Annotated in this window: 17 protein-coding genes and 1 riboswitch; of the genes, 7 read left to right on the forward strand and 10 right to left on the reverse strand. The window is 76.0% G+C overall.

From position 1 onward, the window contains the following. Positions 1-95 precede the first annotated feature (95 nt). The gene (locus tag VER05_RS04905) at positions 96-1,652 is read left to right on the forward strand and encodes a purine-cytosine permease family protein (RefSeq protein ID WP_324844274.1); all 1,557 of its coding nucleotides are present in this window, start codon (positions 96-98) and stop codon (positions 1,650-1,652) included. Continuing rightward, the gene (locus VER05_RS04910; RefSeq protein WP_324844275.1) at positions 1,649-2,365 is read left to right on the forward strand and encodes a cysteine hydrolase family protein; all 717 of its coding nucleotides are present in this window, start codon (positions 1,649-1,651) and stop codon (positions 2,363-2,365) included. Before VER05_RS04905 ends, VER05_RS04910 begins: the two co-directional genes overlap by 4 nt. Before the next feature lie 406 nt (positions 2,366-2,771). On the opposite strand, the gene VER05_RS04915 is transcribed toward VER05_RS04910, so the two are convergent. From VER05_RS04915 to VER05_RS04925, 3 genes are all read right to left on the reverse strand, one after another. Beyond that, positions 2,772-3,650, reverse strand: coding sequence for a bifunctional methylenetetrahydrofolate dehydrogenase/methenyltetrahydrofolate cyclohydrolase (locus VER05_RS04915; protein ID WP_324844276.1), 879 nt, complete (start codon positions 3,648-3,650; stop codon positions 2,772-2,774). A 13-nt stretch (positions 3,651-3,663) separates the two neighbouring features. Then, the gene (gene glyA / locus VER05_RS04920) at positions 3,664-4,953 is read right to left on the reverse strand and encodes a serine hydroxymethyltransferase (RefSeq protein WP_324844277.1); all 1,290 of its coding nucleotides are present in this window, start codon (positions 4,951-4,953) and stop codon (positions 3,664-3,666) included. Between the two features lie 64 nt (positions 4,954-5,017). Continuing rightward, positions 5,018-5,105, reverse strand: a riboswitch (ZMP/ZTP riboswitch). 71 nt (positions 5,106-5,176) lie between these two features. Then, positions 5,177-5,683, reverse strand: coding sequence for a GNAT family N-acetyltransferase (locus VER05_RS04925; protein ID WP_324844278.1), 507 nt, complete (start codon positions 5,681-5,683; stop codon positions 5,177-5,179). 136 nt (positions 5,684-5,819) lie between these two features. Between VER05_RS04925 and purU the strand changes: the two genes are divergently transcribed. The 3 genes from purU to VER05_RS04940 all read left to right on the forward strand — a co-directional run bounded on the left by purU (position 5,820) and on the right by VER05_RS04940 (position 7,636). Then, positions 5,820-6,692, forward strand: a complete 873-nt coding sequence (purU, locus tag VER05_RS04930; RefSeq protein WP_324844279.1) for a formyltetrahydrofolate deformylase — start codon at positions 5,820-5,822, stop codon at positions 6,690-6,692. A gap of 55 nt (positions 6,693-6,747) precedes the next feature. Beyond that, a complete protein-coding gene (locus VER05_RS04935; protein WP_324844280.1) occupies positions 6,748-7,227 on the forward strand; it encodes a nucleotidyltransferase domain-containing protein in 480 nt (159 codons plus the stop codon). 97 nt (positions 7,228-7,324) lie between these two features. Continuing rightward, positions 7,325-7,636: a hypothetical protein gene (locus VER05_RS04940; protein ID WP_324844281.1), complete on the forward strand. Its 312-nt coding sequence runs from the start codon at positions 7,325-7,327 to the stop codon at positions 7,634-7,636. Between the two features lie 10 nt (positions 7,637-7,646). On the opposite strand, the gene VER05_RS04945 is transcribed toward VER05_RS04940, so the two are convergent. The 3 genes from VER05_RS04945 to VER05_RS04955 all read right to left on the reverse strand — a co-directional run bounded on the left by VER05_RS04945 (position 7,647) and on the right by VER05_RS04955 (position 11,036). Continuing rightward, positions 7,647-8,432, reverse strand: coding sequence for an ATP-binding cassette domain-containing protein (locus VER05_RS04945; protein WP_324844282.1), 786 nt, complete (start codon positions 8,430-8,432; stop codon positions 7,647-7,649). A gap of 46 nt (positions 8,433-8,478) precedes the next feature. Beyond that, positions 8,479-9,723, reverse strand: a complete 1,245-nt coding sequence (locus VER05_RS04950; protein ID WP_324844283.1) for an ROK family transcriptional regulator — start codon at positions 9,721-9,723, stop codon at positions 8,479-8,481. Between the two features lie 95 nt (positions 9,724-9,818). After that, positions 9,819-11,036, reverse strand: a complete 1,218-nt coding sequence (locus tag VER05_RS04955) for an NADP-dependent isocitrate dehydrogenase (RefSeq protein WP_324844284.1) — start codon at positions 11,034-11,036, stop codon at positions 9,819-9,821. A gap of 208 nt (positions 11,037-11,244) precedes the next feature. Here VER05_RS04955 and VER05_RS04960 point away from each other — a divergent pair, with 208 nt between their 5' ends. Further along, the gene (locus VER05_RS04960) at positions 11,245-12,399 is read left to right on the forward strand and encodes an MIP/aquaporin family protein (protein WP_324844285.1); all 1,155 of its coding nucleotides are present in this window, start codon (positions 11,245-11,247) and stop codon (positions 12,397-12,399) included. Positions 12,400-12,468: 69 nt separating this feature from the next. Here VER05_RS04960 and VER05_RS04965 read toward each other — a convergent pair whose 3' ends face one another. Continuing rightward, positions 12,469-12,906 (reverse strand): DUF3017 domain-containing protein, encoded by a 438-nt coding sequence (locus VER05_RS04965; RefSeq protein ID WP_324844286.1) that lies wholly within the window; start codon positions 12,904-12,906, stop codon positions 12,469-12,471. Positions 12,907-13,020: 114 nt separating this feature from the next. Between VER05_RS04965 and VER05_RS04970 the strand changes: the two genes are divergently transcribed. Next, entirely contained in the window at positions 13,021-14,355 is a 1,335-nt protein-coding gene (locus tag VER05_RS04970; protein ID WP_324844287.1) for an FAD-dependent oxidoreductase, read from the forward strand. A 40-nt stretch (positions 14,356-14,395) separates the two neighbouring features. Here the strand turns inward: VER05_RS04970 and VER05_RS04975 are convergent, their stop codons facing one another. The 3 genes from VER05_RS04975 to VER05_RS04985 all read right to left on the reverse strand — a co-directional run bounded on the left by VER05_RS04975 (position 14,396) and on the right by VER05_RS04985 (position 20,155). Next, a complete protein-coding gene (locus tag VER05_RS04975; protein WP_324844288.1) occupies positions 14,396-15,631 on the reverse strand; it encodes a VanZ family protein in 1,236 nt (411 codons plus the stop codon). A gap of 9 nt (positions 15,632-15,640) precedes the next feature. Beyond that, a complete protein-coding gene (locus VER05_RS04980) occupies positions 15,641-16,747 on the reverse strand; it encodes a thioredoxin domain-containing protein (protein WP_324844289.1) in 1,107 nt (368 codons plus the stop codon). 309 nt (positions 16,748-17,056) lie between these two features. After that, complete coding sequence (locus tag VER05_RS04985; RefSeq protein WP_324844290.1) at positions 17,057-20,155, reverse strand: alpha-mannosidase; 3,099 nt, start codon at positions 20,153-20,155, stop codon at positions 17,057-17,059. Between the last annotated feature and the right edge of the window lie 65 nt (positions 20,156-20,220).

Raw genomic sequence — 20,220 nt, forward strand, 5'->3', positions numbered from 1 at the left:
ACCCGACCATCGTCTCAGCCCGGCCGCGCCCGGCGTCGTCCCCAGACCCGCACGCAGGGGGTGACCGGCGGCGTCGTCGGTGGTGGGATGGGCGCATGACCGTCCCTCCCCCGGCGGGCGCCGCGCCCGGCCCCGCCCCCGCGACCGGCCCCGACGCCGAGCCCGGCGGCGCCGTGCCGCCCGGCCGCGCCCTGGCCGTCGAGTCCGCCGGCGTCGACGTCATCGCCGACCGCGACCGCAAGGGCACCCCGCGCCAGCTGTTCTGGCCGTGGTTCGCCGCCAACGTGTCCGTGCTCGGCCTGTCCTACGGCGCGTGGGTGCTCGACTTCGGGGTGTCCTTCACCCAGGCCGTCGTCGCGAGCGTCGTCGGCATCGTGTTCTCGTTCCTGCTCTGCGGGATCGTCGCGCTCGCCGGCAAGCGCGGGTCCGCGCCCACGATGGTGCTGTCCCGCGCGGCGCTCGGCGTGCAGGGCAACCGGGTCGCCGCCGTGCTGTCCTGGCTGCTCACCGTCGGCTGGGAGACGATCCTCACCGCGCTCGCCACCCTGGCCACCGCGACCGTCGTCGAGGCGCTGGGCTGGGGCGGCGGCACCGGGGTGCAGGTCGTGGCGCTCGTCGTCGTCGCGGCGCTCATCATCGCCGGCGGCGTCTTCGGGTTCGACCTCATCATGCGGATGCAGACCGTCATCACCGTGGTGACCGCCGTCCTCACCGTCGGGTACGTGCTGCTGGTCCTCGACCACATCGACACCGCCGCCGTCACCGCGCTGCCCTCCGGCACCGCCCAGGCGTTCATCGGCGCGCTCGTGTTCATGATGACCGGGTTCGGCCTGGGCTGGGTCAACATGGCCGCCGACTACTCCCGGTACCTGCCGCGGCACACCTCCGGCCGCGGCGTCGTCGGCTGGACCACGTTCGGCGCCTCGCTGGCGCCCGTGGTGCTGCTGCTGTTCGGCCTGCTGCTCGCGGGCTCGGACCCGGAGCTGCGCGCGGCGATCAGCGACGACCCGATCGGCGCCCTCACCACCATCCTGCCGACCTGGTACCTCGTGCCGTTCGCGGTCGTGGCGGTGCTCGGGCTGATCGGCGGGGCGGTGCTGGACATCTACTCGTCCGGGCTCGCGCTCGTGTCGACGGGGCTGCCGATCTCGCGCCCGGTCGCCGCCGGGATCGACGGCGTGATCATGGTGCTCGGCACGATCTACATCGTGTTCGGCTCCGACACCTTCTTCGGCGTGTTCCAGGGCTTCCTCATCACGCTCGGCGTCCCGATCGCGGCGTGGGCGGGGATCATGATCGCCGACGTCCTGCTCCGCCGCCGCGACTACGACGACCTCGACCTGTTCGACCCGCGCGGCCGGTACGGCCGGGCCGCCGGGGTGCCGCTGACGCTGCTCGCGGTCGGCACCGTGCTCGGTTGGGGGCTCGTCACGAACGCGTCCGCGGGCTGGCTCGCGTGGCAGGGGTACCTGCTCGGGCCGGTCGGGCTCGGCGGGACCTCGGGCGCCTGGGCGTACGCGAACCTCGGGGTGCTGGTGGCGCTGGCCGTCGGGTTCCTCGGGACGCTGCTGCTGCGGCGCGGGGCGGTGCGGCGCCAGGAGGCGCTGCCGCCGTCGGTGGGCACCGTCGCCGAGGCGGAGGTCGTGCGGTGAGCGAGGGGGACGCGATGGGCTCGACCGGGTCCGTCGGAGCGGCGGGCGGAGTCGGCTCGACGGGCGGCGGTGGCTCGACCGACGCCGTCGGAGCGGAGGGCGCCGTCGGAGCGGACGGCGCCGTCGGTGCGACGCCCGGCCGCGCCGTGCTCGTGGTGATCGACATGCAGCCCGTGTTCGCCGAGCCGGGCAGCCCGTGGGCCGCGCCGCGGTTCGCGGAGGCGCTGCCGGTCGTCCGCGCGCTGGCCGAGCGGGCGGGCGCCGACCGCACCGTGTTCACCCGGTTCGTCGCGCCCGAGCACCCCGAGGGCGCCTGGGTCGCGTACTACGCCGACTGGCCGTTCGCCCTGCAGCCCGAGGACGCCCCGGCGTACGCCGTCGTCCCGGAGCTCGCCGACCTCGCCGCGGACGCCGCCGTCGTCACGGCCACCACGTTCGGCAAGTGGGGTTCGGACCTCGCGGCGCACGTCCGCCCGGGTGACACGATGCTGCTCGCCGGCGTCTCGACCGACTGCTGCGTGCTCTCGACCGCCCTCCCCGCGGCGGACGCCGGCGTGGCCGTGCGCGTCGTCGCCGAGGCGTGCGCGGGCGCCGACGACGAGAGCCACGCACGCGCGCTCGACGCGATCCGGCTCTACGCCCCGCTGGCCGACGTCATCGACGCGACGACCGCGGGCGCGATCCTGGCGACGACGACGGCCCCGCCGGCCTGACGCGGACCGCGCCGGCGCGAACCCCGCGCCGGGCTCCGCCGCGCCCGCGCGAGCCCGGCAGCCACGCGAGCCCGGCAGCCACGCGAGGTCGGCGGTTCCGCCCGAGGTCGCCGCTTGCGCACCGGTCGCCGTGGCCGCAACCGCCGACCTCGACGGCCGACGCATGAGGTCGTCACATCCGCGCGAGATCGGCGGAAACGAGTGACGACCTCGTCCCGTTGTGACGACCTCACACCGCGCGCCGCGACCTCCCGCCGCGACCTCACGCCGCGCGCCGCAGGCTGACGGCGCCCGCGCACCCCCGCGCACGACGTCGCACCGCCCCGGGCAGCGCGACGCCCGGGCCGCAGCCGGCCCCCACGGGGACCGGCGCGACCCGGGCGTCGTCGGCGGCGCGCCGCGCGCGTCAGGCCTGGCGCTCGGCGGACTCCACCACGTTGGCCAGCAGCATCGCGCGGGTCATCGGCCCGACACCGCCCGGGTTCGGGCTCACCCACGCGGCCACCTCGGCCACGCCGGCGTCCACGTCGCCCGCGATGCGGCTCTTGCCCGTCTCCGGGTCGGCCACCCGCGACACGCCCACGTCGACCACCACGGCGCCCGGCTTCACCAGGTCGGCCGTGAGGATCCCCGGCACGCCCGCGGCGGCGACGATCACGTCGGCGTTCCGGGTGTGCTCGCCGAGGTCGGCGGTGCCGGTGTGCGTGAGCGTCACCGTCGCGTTCACGGCCCGCCGGGTCAGCAGCAGCCCGATCGACCGTCCGACCGTCGTGCCGCGGCCGATCACCGTGACGTCGGCGCCGGCCAGGTCGACCCCGTGCCGGGTCAGCAGCTCGATGATGCCGCGCGGCGTGCAGGGCAGCGGGGAGTCGATCTCCTCGTTGACCCGCAGCACCAGGCGGCCCAGGTTGGTCGGGTGCAGGCCGTCGGCGTCCTTGTCGGGGTCGACGAGCTCGAGCACCCGGTTGGTGTCGATGCCCCGGGGCAGCGGCAGCTGCACGATGAAACCGGTGCACGCCGGGTCCTCGTTCAGCCGCTGCACCGCGGCCTCGATGTCCGCCTGCGAGGCGTCGGCGGGCAGGTCCTCGCGGATGGAGGCGATGCCGACCTCCGCGCAGTCCCGGTGCTTGCCGGCGACGTAGGACACCGAGCCCGGGTCCTCCCCCACCAGCAGCGTGCCGAGCCCGGGCGTGATGCCGCGCTCCGCGAGCACCGCCACCCGCGCCGTGAGCTCGTCCTTGATCGCGGCGGCCGTGGCCTTGCCGTCGAGCGTCTTCGCCGTCATGTCGCGGCCCCGATCAGTACTGCTGAAGGCCGGGGTACAGCGGGAACGCGTCGGCCAGCTTGGCCACCCGCGCCCGCAGGCCCTCGACGTCGGCGGACGCGCCGGCGGTCAGCGCGGTCGCGATGATGTCGGCGACCTCGGTGAACTCGGCGTCGCCGAAGCCGCGGGTCGCGAGCGCCGGGGTGCCGATCCGCAGGCCGGAGGTGACGCGCGGGGGGCGCGGGTCGAACGGCACCGCGTTGCGGTTCACCGTGATGCCGACGTCGTGCAGGAGGTCCTCGGCCTGCTGGCCGTCGAGCTGCGAGTTCCGCAGGTCGACGAGCACCAGGTGCACGTCGGTGCCTCCGGTCAGCACGGACACGCCCGCGGCGGCGACCTCGGGCGAGACCAGGCGGTCGGCGATGATCCGCGCGCCGTCGATCGTGCGCTGCTGCCGGTCCTTGAAGTCCTCGCCGCCCGCGATCTTGAACGACACGGCCTTGGCGGCGATGACGTGCATGAGCGGGCCGCCCTGCTGGCCCGGGAACACGGCGGAGTCGATCTTCTTGGCGTACTCCTCGCGGCTCAGGATGAAGCCGGAGCGGGGGCCACCGATGGTCTTGTGCACGGTGGACGACACGACGTCCGCGTGCGGCACGGGCGACGGGTGCAGGCCCGCGGCCACCAGGCCGGCGAAGTGCGCCATGTCGACCCAGAGCTTCGCGCCGACCTCGTCGGCGATCTCGCGCATCGCGGCGAAGTCGAGGTGCCGCGGGTACGCGGACCAGCCGCCGATGATGACCTGCGGGCGGTGCTTGAGCGCGGCCTCGCGGATCGCCTCGGGCTCGATGAGGAAGGTGTCCGGGTTCACGCCGTACGCGCCGACGTCGTAGAGCTTGCCGGAGAAGTTGATCTTCATGCCGTGCGTCAGGTGGCCGCCGTGCGCGAGCTCGAGGCCCAGGATGCGGTCGCCGGCGTTGGCGAGGGCGTGCAGCACGGCCGCGTTCGCGGTCGCGCCGGAGTGCGGCTGGACGTTCGCGTGCTCGGAGCCGAACAGCTCCTTGGCGCGGGTGATCGCGAGGGTCTCGGCGATGTCGACCTGCTCGCAGCCGCCGTAGTAGCGGCGGCCCGGGTAGCCCTCGGCGTACTTGTTGGTGAGGACGGAGCCCTGGGCCTGCAGGACGGCGCGCGGGACGAAGTTCTCGCTCGCGATCATCTCGAGCGTGCCCTGCTGGCGGGCGAGCTCCCCGTCCAGGACCGCCGCGATCTCCGGGTCCACGTGGGACAGGTTCTGGTCGAGCAGGGGCGTGTTCTCGGCGCTCATGCGTCTCCTCGGCAGTCGGCGGGCGCGGTCTGTCGACCGCACACCGATCGATGGTGTGGGGTGACCGCGGGGCCCAGGCGTCCGACCCGACGTCGTGCTGCTGCGTCGCTCCCCGGTGGTGACCCACCTGTGCGCCAGTCGCGACCGGGTCAGCCTAGCAACGTCGCCGCCGCGGCGGGGCGGGCTGTCCGCGGACCGGTCCCGTGAGCGGGCGCCGCCGGCCTCACGCCGAGGCGGGCGCCTCCGCGTCGGCGTCCCCGAGGATCCGCCGCAGGTACGCGTACGTGAGGTCCCCGACGGTCTGGTCGTGCTCGTGCGTGTAGCCGTGCTTCTCGTACAGCGCGAGGTTCTGCACGGAGTCGCGCCCGGTGAACACCCAGATCTCCTCCACGTCCTCCGGCAGGTGCGGCAGGATCGCGAGCAGCAGCTGGGTCCCGATGCCGTGGCCCTGCTGGTCCGGGGCGACGGCGAACCGGCCGAGCGTGGCCTTCTTGCCCTCAAGCACGACGCGGATGGAGCCGACCAGGCGGTGACCGGCCCAGGCGCCCAGCGTGACGACGCCCTCGGCCGCGATGTCCGCGCGCAGCTCCGACAGCGTCTGGGTCAGCGGCGGGATGTGCGGGTCGTCGTACTGCTGGGCCTCGGTGACGAACGCGGCGCGGCGCAGCGTCAGGAGCTCGCCGGCGTCGGCGTCGGCGATCGGACGGATGGTCACCTCGGTCTCGCTCATGCCCCCATCGTCTCAGGAGGTCGGCCCCCTCGGCAGCCCGGAGGTCCCGATGCGCCCCGGATTCCACCCGGTGGACACACCCCCGCGCGCGGACGCCCCGGGCGGCCGCGCACCGCGCGCGGGTACCCTCCCCTGCGTGACGACCCCGACATCGACGCCCGGCGCAGCCACCTCCTGGGTGCTGTCGCTGTCCTGCCCCGACCAGCCCGGCATCGTCGCCGCCGTCGCGGGGCTGCTCGCCGAGCACGGCGGGAACATCACCGAGTCGCAGCAGTTCGGCGACCCGCTGTCGGGGCTGTTCTTCATGCGCGTCGAGGTCGCGTCGGAGCGGAGCCGCGAGGAGCTGGAGCAGGCGCTGGCCGCGCTCGCCCCGCGGTTCGCCATGGACTGGTCGCTCGACGTCGCCGGCCGCCGCGTCCGCACGCTCCTGCTCGGCTCGACCGCCGCGCACTGCGTGAACGACCTGGCGTTCCGGCAGCGCTCCGAGGGGCTGCCGATCGACATCGTCGGCCTGGTGTCGAACCACACCGCGCTCGCCGACCTGGCGGCGTTCTACGACATCCCGTTCCACCACGTGCCCGTCACCAAGGACACGAAGGCGGCCGCCGAGGCGCGGCTGCTGGAGCTCGTCGACGAGCTGGACGTCGAGCTCGTCGTGCTGGCGCGGTACATGCAGATCCTGTCCGACGACCTGTGCCGCGCGCTGGCCGGCCGGGTCATCAACATCCACCACTCGTTCCTGCCGTCGTTCAAGGGGGCGCGACCCTACGCGCAGGCCCACGACCGCGGCGTGAAGCTGATCGGCGCGACGGCCCACTACGTCACGGGTGACCTCGACGAGGGCCCGATCATCGAGCAGGACGTCGAGCGCGTCGACCACACCCGCGGGGTCGCGGACCTGGTCGCGCTGGGCCAGGACGTGGAGCGCCGGGCGCTGGCCCGGGCGGTGCGCTGGCACGCGGAGCACCGGGTGCTCCTGGACGGGCACCGGACGATCGTCTTCCGCTGAGCCCGTCCTGATACTTTTTCATCAGACCTGATGAGAAAGCATCAGAATCGGCGAGGTGCGACGTGGACCTGAGCAACCCGGTCTCCGCCGTCGTGCCGAGCCTCGAGGGTCGCGTCCTCGTCGTCCTGGACCGGGCGGCCACGCCGCTGACCGGCTCGCGCGTGGCCGATCTCGTCCCGGGGGCGTCGAACCCCGGCGGGTCGTCGAGCGCCTGGGCTCCGCCCGCGCCGCCCGGACCACCGTCGCGCTGTACGGGTCCGTCGCGCGCGGCACGAGCGACCGGCGCAGCGACGTCGACCTGGTCGTGCTCACCCCCGACGACGTCACCCCGGACGAGGTCGAGCACCTGGCCCTGGGGATCACCGCCGGCGTCGAGCGCTGGACCGGCAACGCGTGCTCGGTCTACGAGCTGTCCACAGATCGCCTCGTCGACCTTGTCCGCGCCGTCGACCCGATGGTTCGGTCGTGGCTCGAGGATGCGACGACGATCAGCGGCCCGGACCTGAGAGAGCTGCTGCAGACCCACGGAGCGTGACCTGGTGCCGCCACGGACGACCCGGATGACCCCGGCCTCCTGTCGCGAGCGCGCCGAGATCGCCCGTGCGCACCTCCGGGTCGCGGAGGAACGGCTGGTGGGGTGCTCGGAGGGGCCGTCCAGCGAGGCGAGCGTCGCCGCGTCGAACGCGATCAGCGCGGCCATCGCGGCTGCCGACGCGATCTGCGGTCGCGCGCTCGGGCATCGCAGCAGCGGCGGCGACCACCGCGAGGCGGCGGCGCTCCTCGCGCAGGTGGCGGACGGCGCCCCGCTGGCGCACCGCCTCGCGCGGCTCACGGCGCAGAAGACCCAGGCCCAGTACGGCGCCGACGTCACCGCGAAGGTCGCCCGCGACGTCACGGGCTCCGCCGGCCGGCTGGTGGCGGCGCTCCCCCGCTTCGGCCTCTGAGCGCCTCCCGTCAGAGCGTCGCCGGCCGGGTCGTCGGCCGCGCCGCCCGCCCGGTCGGCGTGATCCCCGTGATCGCCGCGATCAGGTCCTCGTACGACGCGTGCTCCGCGTCGAAGTCGCCGTTGATCCGCCCGAGCCGCAGCACGACGATCCGGTCGGCCACGGCCTGCACGTCGACCATCGAGTGGCTGATCATCACGACGCCCAGCCCGCTCTCGCGGAGCCGCTCGACCATGTTGAGCACCTCGGCGGTCTGCGAGATGCCGAGCGAGGCCAGCGGCTCGTCCAGCACCACGACACGCGGGTTCCCCACGAGCGTGCGGGCGACCGCGACGGCCTGCCGCTGCCCGCCGGACAACGCGCGCACGGGCGCCCTGACGGACGGCACGCGCGCGGCGAGCTGGCCCAGCACCTCCCAGGCGCGGCGCTCCATCTTCCGCTCGTCGAGGATCCCCGCGCGGCGGAGCTCCTGGCCGAGGAACAGGTTCTGCACGACGTCGAGGTTCTCGGCGAGCGCCAGGTCCTGGAACACGGCGGCGATGCCGAGCTCGCGGGCGGCGCGCGTCGACGGCATGGTGACGGGGACGCCGCCGACCTCGATGTGGCCGGAGTCGGGCGCAAGGGCACCCGACATCACCCGCGCGAGCGTCGACTTGCCGGCGCCGATGTCGCCGACGATCGCCACGACCTCGTGCGCGTGGATGTCCAGGTCCACGTCGACGAGCGCGCGCACGGCGCCGTAGTTGCGGGAGACGCCCCGCACGGACAGGACGGGGGTGCCCGGTGCCCTGGTCATCGGTCCTCCTCCGCTGCGTCGTTGCCGCGTGCCGTGCTGCACCGGCTCATCCTGCCACCGCCATGGACTGGGCAATACCGGCGTGGTCCAGCGCGAGCGCCAGCGCCCCCCGGACCTCCGCGGCGGTGCCGAGCTCGGAGACGACGACCTCGACCGGCCCGGCGGTGCTCGGCAGGGTCCGCTGCGCGAGCACGCTCCGGAACGTGTCCAGCAGGATCGGCCCCGCCTCGGCGAGCCGGCCGCCCACGACGACGAGCTCCGGGTCGAACAGGTTGCAGGTGTTGGCGGCGGCGACGGCGAGCAGCCGGCCGGCGTCCGAGATCACCCGCCGGCAGCCGGGGTCGCCGTCCTGCGCGCGGGCGATGACGTCCGACAGCGTGAGGTGCCCGTGGCTGGACTCGAGCATCCGCAGCAGGGCCGGCGCGCCGATGAGCGCGTCCAGGCAGCCGCGGTTGCCGCACCGGCAGATCGGGCCGTTGTCGTCGATCGTGATGTGCCCGAACTCGCCGGCCGCGCCCGTTCGACCGTGGAACACGCGCCCGTCGACGATCAGGCCGCTGCCGACGCCGTGCGACACCTTGAGGTAGGCGACGTGCCGCTTGCCCCGGGCGGCCCCGTGCCGCAGCTCGGCGAGCGCGCCGAGGTTCGAGTCGTTGTCGACCTGCACGGGCACGCCGAGCCGGCGCTCCAGCACCTCGGGGACGGACACGCCGTCCCAGCCGCGCAGCACGCCGACGGACACGATCCGGCCGGTGCCGGGGTCGACCGGCGCGGGCACCCCGACCCCGACCGCCAGCACCTCGGACATGGTGGCGCCGACGGAGTCGACGAGCTCGGTGAGCAGCAGCGACGCGCGCTCGAGGCCGGCGTCCGCGCGGTGGTCCGGCGGCAGCGGCATGCGCTGGTCCGCGACGACCCGCTGGGCGACGTCGGCGATCGTGACCCGCAGGGAGCGCGAGCCGAAGTGGATGCCGCCGACCAGCCCGAGGTTGCGCGCGAGGGTGACCTGCTGGGCGCGGCGGCCGCTGCGGGAGGTGGGCGCCGTGGCGAGCACGCCGGCGCCGGTGAGCTCCTTCACGATGTTCGACACCGTGGCGGGTGACAGCCCCGTGACACCGGCCAGCTCGACCTGCGTGAGTGAGCCACGCTGCTGGACGGCACTCACGATCCGGGCACGGTTGGCTTCACGCAGTGAAGATTGCGATCCCGGGGTCACTCTCTCAGTGCCCACGTAGCCGAGGATACAGGGGCCGCGAGCCCTCTCGGCACGCCGCGCGCGGTGCCCCCGCATGCGTTCGAGAGGTGACGGCACGGGCGACCCCGCGCACCGCGACGGCCGCCGCCCGCGGGTGCGGGCGGCGGCCGTGGGGTCGTGCGGCGCGGGGGTCAGCCCAGGCGCGCGGCCAGGTTCTCGTCGAGCGCCTCGAGGAAGCCCTCGGTGGTCAGCCACTCCTGCTCCGGGCCGACGAGCAGCGCGAGGTCCTTGGTCATCTTGCCGCTCTCGACGGTCTTGACGACGACGTCCTCGAGCGTCTCGGCGAACTGGGTCACCTCGGGGGTGCCGTCCAGCTTGCCGCGGTGCTTGAGGCCGCCGGTCCAGGCGAAGATCGACGCGATCGGGTTGGTCGACGTCGGCTTGCCGGCCTGGTGCTGGCGGTAGTGCCGGGTGACGGTGCCGTGCGCGGCCTCGGCCTCGACGGTCTGGCCGTCCGGGGTCATGAGGACCGAGGTCATCAGGCCGAGCGAGCCGAAGCCCTGCGCGACGGTGTCCGACTGGACGTCGCCGTCGTAGTTCTTGCAGGCCCAGACGTAGCCGCCCTCCCACTTCATCGCGGAGGCGACCATGTCGTCGATCAGGCGGTGCTCGTAGGTGAGGCCCGCCTCGGCGAACGCCGCCGAGAACTCGGCGTCGAACACCTCCTGGAACAGGTCCTTGAACCGGCCGTCGTAGGCCTTGAGGATCGTGTTCTTGGTGGACAGGTACACCGGGTACTGCCGCTGCAGGCCGTACGCGAACGAGGCGCGCGCGAAGTCGCGGATCGACTCGTCGAAGTTGTACATGGCCATCGCGACGCCGCCGTCGTCCGGGTACGTCACGACCTCGGTCTGGATCGGCTCGGAGCCGTCCGCCGGGGTGAAGGTGAGGGTCAGCGTGCCCGCGCCCTGCACGGTGAAGTCGGTCGCCTTGTACTGGTCGCCGTGGGCGTGGCGGCCGATGATGATCGGCTTGTTCCAGCCCGGCACCAGGCGCGGGATGTTGCTGATGATGATCGGCTCGCGGAAGACCACGCCGCCGAGGATGTTGCGGATCGTGCCGTTCGGGGAGCGCCACATCTTCTTGAGGCCGAACTCCTCGACCCGGGCCTCGTCCGGTGTGATCGTCGCGCACTTGACGCCGACGCCGTGCTCCTTGATCGCGTTCGCCGCGTCCACCGTGACCTGGTCGTCCGTCGCGTCGCGGTTCTCGATCGACAGGTCGTAGTAGCGCAGGTCGATGTCGAGGTACGGATGGATCAGGCGGTCCTTGATGAACTGCCAGATGATCCGCGTCATCTCGTCACCGTCGAGCTCGACGACCGGTCCAACCACCTTGATCTTCGCCATGCGGGCCAGATTACTTGACGTCGAGAGACTTCGCGGGCGGGCGCGGCCGGGTAGGGGGCGCATCCAGGCGACGCACAGCGATCGGTGGCATGCTCGATCTGTGTGCCCGACCGGGGCTGCGCGCTGCGCGCCCGCAGGTCGGACCCGGTGCGGGGCCGCCGTACGGCGCGGCCCGCGCCCGTCATCGCACCCGGACGAACGGATGATCATGTCGCAGGACAAGCCCGAGCCCGACGAGGCCCCGGACGCGCCCACCGGCGCGACCGACTCGCAGCAGGGCACCCCGGCCGCGGCCCCGGCCGCCGGCTCCCCCGTGACCCCGACGCCGTCCGCGCCGCCCGCCGGCGCGGCCGTCCCCGCTCCCGGCCCGGCGAGCGCCCCCGCCCCGAACGCCGGGGCGCCCGCCGCCACGCCGGCGACCCCCACCGCCGCCCCGGCCCCCGCGGCCGCGCCGGCCCCCGCCGCGATCCCGGTCGGGTACGGCGCGGCCAGCGGCTACGGCACCGCCTCGGCGGTCGTCGCGGACGAGGACGAGATCGAGATCGAGGCCGTCCGCGCCACCCTGACCGGCCCGTCGCTGGTGGCCCGCCTCGGCGCCGAGCTGTTCGGCACGTTCGTCGTCGTCCTCGCGGGCGTCGGCGCGGCGCTGTTCGCCTCGGTCAGCGGGGCCGGCGCCGTGGGCATCGCGCTCGGCTTCGGCTTCGGCACCATCGCGGCGTTCGTCGCGGTGTCGCACGTGTCGGGCGGCCACTTCAACCCGGCGATCACGCTCGGCAGCACGCTCGCCGGCCGCACGCCGTGGGCGCACCTGGTGCCGTACTGGCTGGCGCAGCTCGTCGGCGGCGCGCTGGCGTCCGCCGTGCTGTTCGTGACGGCGACGTCGCTGCCCGCGCTCGAGGGCAACGAGCGGACGTTCTTCAGCGGCACCGCCAACGGCTACGGGGCGCACTCCCCCATCGCGCAGTCGACGAACGGCGAGGGCTTCAGCATGGTCGCCGCGCTGCTGCTCGAGGGCGTGCTCGCCGCGATCCTCGTCGGCGTGTACCTCGGCGCCACCGACCGCCGCGGCCGGACCCGCCAGCAGGCCGCGTTCGCCGTCGGGCTCACCGTGGCGTTCGGCATGCTCGTGGCCTACCCGGTCACCGGCGGCTCGCTGAACCCGGCCCGCTCGACCGCCGCGGCGATCTTCTCCGAGTCGTGGGCCTGGGGCCAGATCTGGGTGTTCTGGGTCGCGCCGCTGGTCGGCGCCGCGCTCGCCGCGCTGCTGTACCGCGCGTTCGCGACCGCCCCGGCCGACGACGACCTGCTCGACGAGGACCTGGAGATCGACGAGGTCGAGGTCGAGGTGCAGCCGGCGCGCTGACGCCCGCACGCTCCCGCGCAGGGGCGGCGACCCGGTCGGGTCGCCGCCCCTGCGTCGTCCTCGGGACGATCAGGGCGAGGGCACGACCTGCGAGAGCACGCCGATCGCGACGGCGAGCCCGCCGAGGGTCAGCACGTCCACCGCGCGCCGGCGCACGACGAGCGCGGCCGGCGACTTCCGGACGACGGCCCGCACGACCGCGCAGCACGCGAGGAAGCCGGCCAGCGCGAGGGCGCCCGTCGGCGTGCCGGCGGCGAGCGCGAGCGCGACGCAGAACAGCACGGCACCCACGATCACCCACAGCGACCAGTTCCGGTCGGCGGCGAGCGAGGCGCGGGCGATGGCGCGCGGGTCGAGCGGCTCGCCGTCGGGGCCGAACCGCTCGTCCTCGGGCGACGGACGGTCGGCGGGCGGGGTCAGCGGCGGGAGCGCGGCCGACGGGGCGGCCGGCGCCGGACCGGTCGACGCGGTCGGCGCAGCGGGCGTCACGGCCCCGTCCTGGCTCACGCGCGTCTCCCTCCCCGCGGTGCGTCGAGGGGTCGCGCACCGTCACCGACGAGGCTACCGCGCCCGCCCCTCGCCGCCGGGCCGCCCCGCGTCGCCGCAGGCTACGGTGGCCGGGTGCCTGCTGCCGGACCCGTCGCCGCCCGTCCCGCCACGCCCGGCCCGCCGCGCGCGCCCCGCTCGGTCGTCGTGGTCGGCGCCGGCATCGCGGGCGCCCGCACGGTGCTCGAGCTGCGGGCCCAGGGCTTCGACGGCCGGGTGACGTTGCTCGGCGCCGAGCAGGTGGCCCCGTACGACCGGCCGCCGCTGTCCAAGCACCTGCTCGACCGCCCGGCGCCGGCGTGGCTGGCCGACGAGCTCGGCGCCGACGCGCTCGCCGCCGCGGACGACGTGCGGCTGGGTACGCCGGCGACGGGCCTGGCGGTGGACGACGACGGCGTGCGGGTCGGCACGGCGGACGGCGAGGTGGCCGCGGACGCGGTGGTCGCGGCGACCGGGGCCGCCGCCGTCCGGCCACCGGCGTGGGAGCACGCGCTGACGCTGCACACCGCCGCGGACGCCGAGCGGCTGCGCGCGGCGCTCGGGTTCCCGCACGGGCTCGCGGCCCCCGGCGCCGCGGGGTCCGGCGACCCCGGCCCGCACCCCGCCGCCCGGCGGCTCGTCGTGGTGGGCGCGGGCTGGGTGGGCGCCGAGGTGGCGACCGTCGCCGCGGCCGCGGGCGTCGACGTCACGGTCGTCGAGGCCCGCGAGGCCCCGCTGATGACGGCGCTGGGCGGGCGGGTCGGCGCGCTCACCGCCCCCTGGTTCGCCCGGGCGGGCGTGCGGCTGCGCACGGGCGCGGCCGTCGCGGCGGTCGAGCCCGGCGCGGTGCGGCTGGCCGACGGCACGGTGCTGCCGGCGGACGCGGTGCTGGCGGCGATCGGCGCGCGCCCGGCGACGGGCTGGCTGGCGGGCGCGCTGCCGCTCGACCCGGACGGGTCGGTGCCGGTCGACGAGCGGCACGCCCCGGTCGGCGGGTCGTGGCGGGCGCGGGTGGTCGGCGACGCGGCCCGGCGCCGGTCCGCCCGGCACGGCTGGGTGCCCGGCGGGCACTGGGACGCGGCGCTGCGCGGCCCGGCGGTCGCGGTCGCGGGGCTGCTCGGCCGGGAGGCCGCGGAGGCGGACCTCGCGCCGTACGTGTTCTCGACGCAGCTCGGGCACGAGCTCGCGCTCTACGGCCTGCCCGGCGCCGACGACGACGTCGTGCTGCGCGGCGACCCGGCCGGCGAGGACGGCTGGACCGCGCTGTGGTTCGCCCCGGGGACCGGCACGCTCACGGCGGTGTTCGCGGTGGACCGCCCCCGCGACGTGGGCGGCGCGCGGCGGCTGCTCGCGGGCGCGGCGCTGCCGGTGCTCGACCGCGCCCGGGCCGCGGACCCCGCCGTGCCGCTCGCGAAGGCCCTGGCGGGCTGAGCCGCCACGGGCCGAGCGGCCGCGGGGCGAGCCGGCCGGGTCAGCCGAGCCGGTCCCCCGCGCGCACGCCGACCTCGCCCGCGCCCGGGCCGGGGCCCGCCGCGCGGCCCGCGCCGTCCCGCGCGTCGGCCAGCTCCGCCCCGGTGAGCGCGTACGACAGCCCGCGGTGGCCCCGGCTCCACGGCACCGCCAGCACCCACGCGACGACGAGCACCGGCTGCGCGACCGCGGCCACCGCGCCGACGACGCCGATCACCCCGCCCGCGCCGGCGCCCGCACCCCCGGGCCACGCGTCCGGCAGCCCCGCCAGCACGGTCAGCAGCCCCCAGAGCCCGGCCCCGAGCGCGCCCCGCGCCGCGCGCGCGGCGAGCGGCCCGCGCCCGGCCGTGCCGTCGGCCCGCCGCCACCGTGGCTCGAGCCACATCGCGCGCTGCCCGAGCGACGCCCCGCTCCCGAGCAGCGGCGGCAGCCAGAGCAGCACCGCGACCGGCAGCACCGTGCCGACGAGCAGCTCGACCGGGTCGCCGTCGACCGGGACCGGCCGGCCGGTCGCCACGAGCAGCACCCGGTAGGCCACGGTGATCCCGTACCCGACGAGCGTCACCAGCGCGGCGTCCACCAGCATGCCGAGCCAGCGGCGCGCCGACGTGACCGGCCGCGGCAGCGCCCGCCCGGCCGCCAGGTCGCCCGAGCGGGGCATCCAGCCGAGCACCAGCGGCGCGAGCAGGGCCCCGACCAGACCGCCGAGCGTGTTCGTGAGCAGGTCGTCGACGTCGCCGAGCCGGTACGCGCAGCCGATCAGGCCGAAGATCCCCGTCGTCTGCGTGGTCTCGACCAGCAGCGACGCGCCCGCCGCCGACAGGGTGCTGCCGAGCACGCCCCAGCCGAGGTAGCGGCGGGCGAGCACGCCCCACGGCACGAACAGCAGGACGTTGAACGCGACCTGCAGCACCGCGGCGCTGCGCAGGGTGGCGCCGAGCCCCAGGCCCGCGGTGTCCCGGCGGATGTCGGCGACGAACTGGAACGGCCGCAGCTGCGGCCCGCCGACGCCGTACCGCGCGCACCAGGCCGCGAGGTCGCCGGACGGCAGCGGCAGCAGCGTGTAGGCGAGCAGCGCGACGCCGTAGACCGCGACGGCCGCGGCGCCCAGGAGCCTCGGGCCGCTCAGCCGGCCGTACCGCCGGCTCTGCACGACGAGCACGGGCACGAGGAGCACGACGAAGGCCGCGACCCCGCCCACGACGCCCACCCACGCGGGCCAGGTCCAGCGGTCCATGCCCCCACGCTAGGGGGCGGTCGGCTCCGTGGCCTGCGCGGACGGCGCCTCCGACGCGCCCGCGGCGGGCGACTCCGTCGGGGACGCGCTCGGCGACGCCGACGCCTCGGCCTCCGCCGCCTCGGCCGCGAGCTGCGTGCTCACCTCCTCGATGAACGCGAGGAGCGCGTCCGCGTCGCCGAGGTCGCCGGTGTACTCCTGGCCGCCCACCAGCAGGACCGGGCTGGTGGTGACGCTGCCGACGTCGTACGGCACGGACTCCGCCGCCCGGGTCGTCGCCGCCTGGGCCCAGTCGGTGAAGTCGCCGCCCGTGACGCAGTCCGCCACCGCCTCGTCGGTGACGCCGGCGTTCTGCACGAGCGCGACCAGGTCGTCCTCGGCGAGGCCGTCCTCGTCCAGGTCGGGCTGCGCGGCGAGCAGGGCGTCGTGCACGGCGAGGGCGCTGTCCGGCGCCGTGTCCGCCACGCACGCGAGCGCCCCGGCGGCGCGGGCCGAGTAGTCGCCGGTCGTCTGCATCGTCCCCAGCAGCGAGCCGTCGGCGGTGGGCGCGGCGGACGCGGACGGCGCGGCGGACGCGGCGGCGGACGGAGCGGCCGACGCCGACGCCGACGCGCCCGACCCCGTGCCGACCGTCGCCCCGTCGAGCAGCGCCAGCGGGTGGATCTCCAGCGTCGCGTAGCCCGCGGTCACCCACTGCTCGATCGACGCGGAGTTCGCGGCCCAGAACGTCTCGGCCTCGGGCGACCGGTAGTCCAGGTACAGCACGAGGTCGAGCACGCCGCTGCTCCGGTCCACGACGGTCGCGACCGGCGATTCCCCCGGGTCGAGCGCGCTGGTGCGGCTCGCGGCGACCGCGCTGCCGTCGCCGGTGAGCACGAGGCCGTCGGACAGCATGTTGTGCGGCCCGACCTGCCCGGCGCGGACCGACGCCTGCACCGCGAGCGCCGCGATCACCCCGACGGCGACGACGGCCGTCCCGGCTCCCGCCCAGCCGAGCCGCTTGTTGCGCCGCCGGCGCTGCGCCTGGCGCTCGCGCTCCAGGCGGGCGAGCTCCCGGGCGAGCGCCTTGCGGTCCTTCTTGGGCAGCTTCTCCTGGGCCAGGGGTCGTGAGCTCATCGGTCGCTTCCTGTGCGGGGTCGGGCGTCGGGGCGCGCCGCCGCACCCGCGGCGCCGCGCCCACCTGCGCCGACGCTCCCGCCCGGACCTGCCGGGACGCTGGGCCGCACCTGGGCGCGACCTGTGCGTCCGACGCCCGCCCCGCGCCCGCGCGCCGACCCGCCGCCGCGCGCCGACGTCGAGATAGGACCCCTCCGCCGAGATAGGGCCGCGGCGGGCCCTCTCTCGGCGCGGAGGCCCTATCTCGGCGCAGCGGGCGGGTGGGAGGGAGGGCGGCAGGGCGCGAGGGCGGCGAGGCCGCCGCCCCCGTCAGGCCCGGCGGAAGCGGAGGGTGACGAGCTGGAACGGCCGGAGGTCGAGCGCGACCGCCGCGCCCGCCGCCCCGGCCGCCCCAGCGGCCCCGTCGCCGGCCCCGGGCACCACGGCCCGCGGCTCGACCTCGCGCTCCAGCAGGTCCACCTCGGCCACCCCGGCGGCGTCGAACCCCGCCGTCACGGTCGCCCGGGCCCGCCCGCCGTGCGCCTCGTACAGCCGCACGACCACGTCGCCCGACCCGTCGTCCGCGAGCTTCACGGCCTCGACGACCGCCCCCGGCCCGTCGACGACCACCAGCGGCGCGACGTCCCGGCCGCCGCGCACCTCGCGCACCGGCAGGTTCGCCCGGTAGCCGTCCACGACCGCCTCCGGGATGCCCGCGCCGACGTGCAGCACGGACAGGAAACGGTGCCGGCCCTGGTCGGCCTCCGGGTCCGGGAACAGCGGCGCCCGGAGCAGGGACTGCCGGACCACCGTGGCGGTGCCGCCGTCCTCGCCGACCGCCCGGGTGACGTCGTGGCCGTAGGTCGCGTCGTTGGCGACCGACACCCCGTACCCGGCCTCGCCGACGTGCAGCCAGCGGTGGGCGCAGATCTCGTACCGCGCCTCGTCCCAGGACGTGTTGGTGTGCGTCGGGCGGTGCACGTGGCCGAACTGGGTCTCGGCGGCGGACCGGTCGGCGTGCACGTCCAGCCCGAACGCGAGCTTGAGCAGCCGCTGCCGCTCGTGCCAGTCGACCTCGGTGACGATCTCGACCGCCCGGGTGCCCGGCCGGAAGGTCAGCTCCTGCACGATCGTCGAGTCGCCGAGGGTGCGCGAGGTGCGGACCACGGCGCGGTCGGGCTTCTCGGCGACGACCTCGACGGTGTCGGCGTCGAGCAGGTCCTCGACGGTCCGCCGGTACTCGGCGTCGATGTCCCAGGCGTCCCACTGCCGCGGCACGTCGCGGTGCACCTGCAGCAGGTTGGCCAGGTGCCCGGGCGCCACGGCCTCGCGCCCCGCGGCCAGGTCCCGCACGGACGCGAGCTGCCCGCCCGGCGTGAGCCGCACGTCGAGCGCGTCGGTCCGCACCCGCAGGGCGTCGCCCTCGCGCAGCACCTCGACCGACCCGGCGCCGGGCCCCGCCGCGCTGTCGTCCGACGCCACGGAACCGCCCAGCGCCGGCACCCCGTCCCGCGCGTGCGGCGCCGCGTTCAGCCGCACCGTCCGGTCCCCCTCCCCGACGAGGGCCGCGAGCGCCGCGTCCACGAGCGCGCCGGCCCGCGCCTCGACGTCGGCGTACGCCTCCTCCGCCTGCCGGTAGACCCAGCCGATCGACGACCCGGGCAGGATGTCGTGGAACTGGTGCAGCAGGACGACCCGCCACAGCGCGCGCAGCTCCTCGGCCGGGTACGCCGCCCCGGTCCGCACCGACGCCGTGGCCGCCCACAGCTCGGCCTCGCGCAGCAGGTGCTCGCTGCGCCGGTTGCCGCGCTTGGTCCGCGCCTGCGAGGTGTACGTGCCGCGGTGGTACTCCAGGTACATCTCGCCGGACCACACCGCGGGCGGCCCGCCGGCGTCGGCCAGCTCCGCCTCGGCCCGCGCGAAGAACGCGTTCGGCGAGCCCAGCTCGACCTCCGGCAGCCCGCCGAGCGACCGGGCGCGGTCCGCCGCCGCCAGCATCTCGCGCGTGGGCCCGCCGCCGCCGTCGCCCCAGCCGAACGGCACCAGCGACTCCGTGGCGACGTCCTTGTCCGCGAAGTTCCGCTCGGCGTGCGCGAGCTCCTTCGGCGACAGGTCGGAGTTGTAGGTGTCGACCGGCGGGAAGTGCGCGAGCACCCGGGAGCCGTCGATGCCCTCCCAGTGGAAGGTGTGGTGCGGCATCCGGTTGGTGTCGTTCCAGGACAGCTTCTGCGACAGGAACCACCGCGACCCGGCGGCGCGGACGATCTGCGGCAGCGCGCCGGTGTAGCCGAACGAGTCCGGCAGCCACACGTCCTCGGTCTCGACGCCGAGCTCGTCGAGGAAGTACCGCTTGCCCTCGACCATCTGCCGCGCCAGCGCCTCGCCGCCGGGCATGTTGGTGTCCGACTCGACCCACATGCCGCCCACCGGCACGAACTGGCCGGCGGCCACCTTCGCGCGGATCCGCTCGAACAGCTCCGGGTGCCGCTCCGCCACCCACGCGTACTGCTGCGCCGACGAGCACGCGAACACGAAGTCCGGCCGCTCGTCCATCAGCGCGACGACGCTGGCGAAGGTCCGCGAGCACTTGCGCACCGTCTCCCGCGCCGGCCACAGCCAGGCCGAGTCGATGTGCGCGTGCCCGGTCGCCAGCACCCGGTGCCCGCCCGGCGCGGCCGGGACGTCGAGCACCGGCCGCAGCACCGCCCGCCCGGCCGCCGCGGTCCCGGCGACGTCCGCCGGGTCGACCGCGTCGACGACCAGGTCCAGCGCGCGCACCGCCCGGGCGTACCGGGTGGACGCCGGGTCGACGACCTCGACCAGCCCGAGCACGGCGAGCAGGTCCTGCCACAGCTCCCACACCTCGACGTCCCGGAGCACCACCTCGGCGGACCGGAGCGCGTACAGCGGGTCGGTGCCGGCGGTCAGCGGGTCGCCGAGCGGTGTCGGCCCGTACCAGGTGCTGCTGCCGACGTCCGGGTTGCCCGCCGCCTCGACGTACACGTCGACCCGCGGCTCGGCCCACGGCACCGCCTGGTTCCGCGGGGACAGCCCCTTGACCGCGACGCCGTCCGGCCGCAGCACGAGGCCCTCCGCCTGGAAGCCCGGCTGGGTGGTGGTGAACCCGAGGTCGATCGCGAGCTCGACCGCGTGCCGGCCGGCGCGCACCTCGTCGGAGCCGAGCCAGCCCGCGGGGACGTCGCCGGTCATCCGGAACCACGTCGTGCTCCACGGCGCGCCCCACGGCGTCCCGGGCGGTGCGGCGGCGTACGCCTGAGCGGTCGCCTCGGCGAACGGCACCGGCTCCCCCGGCGCGGTCCAGGCGGTGACGTCGAGCGGCGCGCGGCCGGCGACGACCGCCGGGGCGAGCCGCTCGTGCAGGAACCGCTGGACGCGCTGGACGACGGCGGCGGAGTGCTCGACGGGCATGGTGGACCTTCCTGACGGCGTGCGGTGATCGGGTCGGGGTCGGGGCGCGGGGCGCTGCGCCGGGG

This window comes from Cellulomonas sp., assembly GCF_035634735.1.
GTDB lineage: Bacteria > Actinomycetota > Actinomycetes > Actinomycetales > Cellulomonadaceae > Cellulomonas.